General features: G+C 36.7%; 5 protein-coding genes. All 5 read right to left on the reverse strand.

The window, feature by feature from the left end:
• Positions 1-987 (reverse strand): restriction endonuclease subunit S (locus BACCOPRO_RS17450; protein WP_008141852.1); only part of this gene is annotated, 987 nt, incomplete at its 3' end.
• A 17-nt stretch (positions 988-1004) separates the two neighbouring features.
• Complete coding sequence (locus BACCOPRO_RS05960) at positions 1005-3053, reverse strand: HsdM family class I SAM-dependent methyltransferase (RefSeq protein ID WP_008141854.1); 2049 nt, start codon at positions 3051-3053, stop codon at positions 1005-1007.
• A gap of 1 nt (position 3054) precedes the next feature.
• The gene (locus BACCOPRO_RS05965) at positions 3055-3267 is read right to left on the reverse strand and encodes a helix-turn-helix transcriptional regulator (RefSeq protein WP_008141855.1); all 213 of its coding nucleotides are present in this window, start codon (positions 3265-3267) and stop codon (positions 3055-3057) included.
• Positions 3268-3364: 97 nt separating this feature from the next.
• Positions 3365-4285, reverse strand: coding sequence for a relaxase/mobilization nuclease domain-containing protein (locus BACCOPRO_RS05970; protein WP_008141856.1), 921 nt, complete (start codon positions 4283-4285; stop codon positions 3365-3367).
• Positions 4282-4647, reverse strand: coding sequence for a MobC family plasmid mobilization relaxosome protein (locus BACCOPRO_RS05975; protein WP_008141859.1), 366 nt, complete (start codon positions 4645-4647; stop codon positions 4282-4284). Before BACCOPRO_RS05975 ends, BACCOPRO_RS05970 begins: the two co-directional genes overlap by 4 nt.
• Positions 4648-5023: the final 376 nt, after the last annotated feature.

Genomic DNA, 5023 nt, shown 5'->3' on the forward strand with positions numbered 1-5023 from the left:
GATCTCCATTATTTTAAAGTTAATACTACCTTTGACAGATGGTAAACTAATATATAGTTCATCTGCATCCTTTGCATAAAAGTTTTTTGAATAATCAAATTTGCCACAATGCGATACCTTGTGTATGGCAGACGTAATAAAGATAGCTGCATACTTGGGTACATTTTCTGTGTGTACAATGGCTACATGGTCATCACCACCATATTTATAATTTCTATACTTAGCAGAACCAAACATATCGATGGTTGTTGTATTCTCACTAAAGACGGTTACATCATTACCAATAAATGCTGATACGCCTTCTTCAGCTTCGCCTGCTGTAACAAATGGCAAGTGACCAGGTAACCTATCTTCGCTTTTTAAACGTTTACCACGTGTGGATTTTCCAAACAGTTTTTCAAGATTGTATTCAGTCCATTCTATCTTGTCATAATCTTCCAATGCTTTCTGTTCTTCTTCGGTCAGTTCATAGTCTTTCAATCCTGTTATTGATAAATAAGCTTCCAGCTCCGCCAAACGCTCCGCTTCCAGCTCCGCTATGAACTTATCTATAAAAGAAAAATCAATATCATTATTCTTAATAGGTAAACTTATGGCAGATGTTAAGAATATATTATCTACATCTCTTACTAGAACTGATAATAGTCTTTTCTTCAACTTATTTAGTAATGCTGTGAAAAATAAAATAGACTTCTCTGTCAATTCAATCTTTGGAATGATTTTTCTAACAAATTGTCCGGCATACCAAGGTTTCTGACGGTAAAAGAAATCCATTTGTAAAAGTCCTAAACTCCAAGTCCCGGCAGAATTAATGTTTTCTAAGTTTACAAAACCTGTTTCTTGCAAAACGCCTTGATTAAGGGATGTACGTGTAACATAATCATATTCATTTCCGGGGACAAGAACATCGGTATTAAAGCTATTTGTGTTTTGTATATCAAACAAATCACTTACTTTAAACTCACCCCACTCAACTTCTTGCAACATCTTGTTGAGTGGGGAATCTATTTTCCCAAGCTGTCCTCCTGTGAGTTTTTGCGTTTAAGCAAATTTGACACTTCCCATGCAAGATAATCGCTTACTGTCTTCTTAAAGTCTTGTAAAGTAGGTTTGGTATCAATAGGTGCAGTCTGATTCCAGTCTTTTCCGCTTTCTGGATCTATTGTATCCTCATAATATTCTTTATCTGTAAGATAATGTAATTTGCTTTTTCCAAATCGAACTAAGTTTACAACTTCTTCATAACGTTCTTTAGCGTGATCTGTATCACGCAGATTGCAACTTGCTTTTTTCCTATTTGTACGTGTATAACCATCATTCGAAAAGTCGATAAATTTTACGATTTCATCTTTTTTATGTGCTTCGTTTACACGGAATACATAAATATAAGTTTGCACGTTTGATTTACCGATAAACAAATCTATTGGCATTTTTATACTTGCCAAAAGAGTGTTTCGTTTTAATATTCTTTTATTGTATTCAGTTGCTTTACCTGTTCCAGCAGAGCCTTGTATGATTATTGCAGCATAACCTCTGTTCATCATGCCGAGAGCTTTTTCTACGAAGTTCATGCCATTTCCGTTGGCTGAATAAGGCGGATTAAGAACAAATGCATCAGCAGGAAATTTGTCTTGTTTGTCGCTGTATCCGTAATTCCCGTCAAAATCCTTAAGAGAATCTTCATTTAATATGTTGGAACTGCCGTCCCCCATTAAAATCATATTCAAGATTGCCAACATATAAACGCTGGGAAGCAATTCTATTCCTAATAACTGTTTGGATTTAATCTCTAATTCCTTTTTAGCCAATTCCTCAGGCGATTTTATATTGTTTTTTGCATCAATGAGCATTTCATTCATGGCTGCAACCAGCAATCCTGCTGAACCTGTTGCAAAATCCCAAACGTAAGAGTCTTTATTAACACGAGCAAGTTTTACTAATAATTTAGCAACATAAGCAGGAGTAAGCACAACATCATTTAGCTTGTCTTGTGAAAATCCAAGCCATCCATACATTTCATTGAAAAGTTTTCCAGTAAAATCAGTTGTTAATCCAATTTTATAATATATACCTAAGTCATCAATAATTTTAGTAAAGACTCGTTTTAACTGACTCTCACCCTTTTCAACTTTATTAATATTTTCTGTTGTAAGAGTATTCTCTAATGTTCTGATAATAAGTTGTTTCTTCCCTTCAGGCAGATTCCTCTCATTCAAAAATGCCTTTATCTTTCTTACAATAATTTCTCCATCTGTATTACCTTTTTCTAATGAGGATTTAAGATCAGATTTTTCAAGTGGAGCAACTTTTCCAGGGATTCCAAGAGTTGCTATAATCGAAGCGGCTACCAAATAAATACGGTCATTTTCTCCTAACCCCTTTTCATTTTGATAAATATCATTATTTAGTCTGGTTAGACTTATTGATATTTCTCTTTCACGCTGTTCTTTTATCTTTTCAATTTCATCTTGAGTAAGATTCAATGATTCAATTGTTTCAATAAATGCATCAAAATTTTTAGAAGCTAAAAATGACAAGTCAGAATAATCTCCAACTTTCTGTCCCATTCCAAAATTACTTTTGGATACATAATACACACCTATTTGATGTTGTAATTTACCGTATTCATCTTTATATCCTGTTACACCAATAGCTATAATGTCAGTATAACTTGTAAGATGTAAAATGGCATTAGCATAATGTACAGCACCATTTACAGCATAAGAATTTATGTTTTTAAAATTTGGCTCATTCTTAGCTGTTTTATTTTCAACATGACCAGATGCATCAAGTTTTACCAATCTGTCCTTGTAGCCTTTGTATTCAATCAAGATTGGATAATAATTTAACTTTTTATCCTGTAATAATAATTTTGCATCGGGGCGATTAGCACCACTACCACCGTTTTTAGTAAAATAATCAGTAAGTGCTTTATCTATCTCAGAATTAAGAGACTCTTGCTCTAATTTATAATCTAATTTATATGATTTAAGCCATCCATTTGCTAAATCAGCAATGTTAGGTTCTACTGATTGTATATTTTTCTTTGTCATATTATTTTTCTTCTATATCGTTTATAAGGTCTTTAGTATTTACTTTTAATACATTTGCTATTTGTACCAGCATTTCTAATGAAGGCTGGCTGGTATTGGAACACCAACGTGATATGGTTGCCTCATTCTTTCCTAACTGCTCGGCTAACCATTTACCGGTCTTTCCTTGTTCTACTAATACGACTTTAATCCTATTTATTTTTTCGGTTCTCATATTGAATCTATTACAATTTGAGCTAAAATATTGACTTTATTTGCAAATATAATGATAAAAAATAGAAATGAAGATAAAAATCATAGGATTCTTATTTTTACCATCTTATTTTACGTTGTTTTTTCTTTTTCTTCTTTCTCAAATAATCGTCCGGATAGCCTTCAGGTTGTTCCGGTTGCGGGTTCGGTGTGAACAGGCCTAAAGAACCGCTGTACAATTCATTGCCATGCGATTCTTGTTGCCATATCGGTTCACTTTGAACAACTAACTGTCTTTGGGTTTCCGAATATGACGGTGTCTTTAACGCGGCATCTATCTTGGAATAGCTGAACTGTTTGTCAATCTTGGAACCGCTGAAGGAATAACCGTTCATGATGAACACGACACCCTGTACTTCATCGGATTTTCCCTTGTATTTGAACCGTACATCCACTCCCTTTTCGTTTAATCCGGCAATCAACTCCTTCCAGTTTCCGGCTTTTCTGACTTCCGTTTTAAGCAGATTGTAAAGTTCATATTTTGTCTTGTCCGGTTCCCTTAAGAGTTCAGTCTTGACATGATCCTTGCCTTTGGCCATATGAAGACCATATTTCAAGGTCAGTTCCTTGCAGATGCGTGCACTCCGTAACCGCTCGTTTTTGTCGGATATGGTCCTGCCATCATTGTCTATCCGGTTGTAGGCAATATGTATATGGGGATGCTCCTTGTCGAAATGTCTGGCTATAAAAAACTGTGTGTTCCTTATGCCCATCCGTCCCATGTATTCCAGAGCAATTTCTGCCATAATCCGGCTGGTCAGCCTGTTTTCATCCTCTTTGGAGAATCCCAGTGCAATGTGTCCGACCGGTCTGGATACTTTCGGATTCATGCCGGCCTGTGCTTCGAAAGCCTTTGTTATTGTGTTAACATCCTCAATGAACAAACCGGCATGTGCGATAATTCTGGCATCCTTTTTACTGTCAATGATATAACCGGTAACCTCACGGAATCCGCTTCCCTTTACAATCTTGGCAATCATAGCAGGATATGGTTCAGCAGTTTTTCGATTCTTGCCACCTGTACACGGCATTCCAGCTTTTCCGTATCGAACCCTCCGGCATTTGCCTTATGAGCCAGCTGGTTCAGATTGTTCGCCATACCGCATAGCTTACGGATATAGTCGGAATGTTCCGCTGTAAGTCTTTGACGGACATATCCCTTACGGAAACATTCTCTCAGGTATTCGCTTGCCGATATGCCTGCGCTTCTTGCCCTGCTTTTCAGTGTATAGTAATCCGGTGTCGCCAGTTTCACGGTAACACGGTATTTCAGTTTGTCGGTCGTACTCTTGGGAGGACGGCCGCCCTTGTTGTTTCTTTCTGTATTCTGTTTCTTTTCCATCTGTTGACTATTTTATAAAATGAATGTACTGATTAGACCAGCGGGATGAACCTCTCACTGCGTCCAGTAGTGGGAGCAAGCGGTTTCGGTCTGCCCGAAACACAAACTTGCTCCACTAAAAACCAGATTCCCGCTATTTTGAGCATCTCTGAATATCCTCCTTATAAATCCGGGAGAAATAATACCGTTGTCTGTATCATCTTATGGAGGGGACAGACCTGTTTTTCCGTTTCTGTTCATCATGTATTTTCTCATTTTGTTTGCCATGTTCCGATATATCTCGGAATGAATTGTCTGGCAAAAAAAGAATATAAGTTTCCAATAGTCAAACAGTTGGTCGGGATGTGGCAACAATGTACCCTGTTGCAGTTTGCAT

It is taken from the genome of Phocaeicola coprophilus DSM 18228 = JCM 13818 (genome assembly GCF_000157915.1).
GTDB lineage: Bacteria > Bacteroidota > Bacteroidia > Bacteroidales > Bacteroidaceae > Phocaeicola > Phocaeicola coprophilus.

Bases quoted from the DNA above. Each gene is read 5' to 3' on its own strand.
- BACCOPRO_RS05970 (WP_008141856.1), bottom strand. From the start codon at position 4,285: ATGATTGCCAAGATTGTAAAGGGAAGCGGATTCCGTGAGGTTACCGGT.
- BACCOPRO_RS05975 (WP_008141859.1), bottom strand. From the start codon at position 4,647: ATGGAAAAGAAACAGAATACAGAAAGAAACAACAAGGGCGGCCGTCCT.
- BACCOPRO_RS05960 (WP_008141854.1), bottom strand. From the start codon at position 3,053: ATGACAAAGAAAAATATACAATCAGTAGAACCTAACATTGCTGATTTA.
- BACCOPRO_RS05965 (WP_008141855.1), bottom strand. From the start codon at position 3,267: ATGAGAACCGAAAAAATAAATAGGATTAAAGTCGTATTAGTAGAACAA.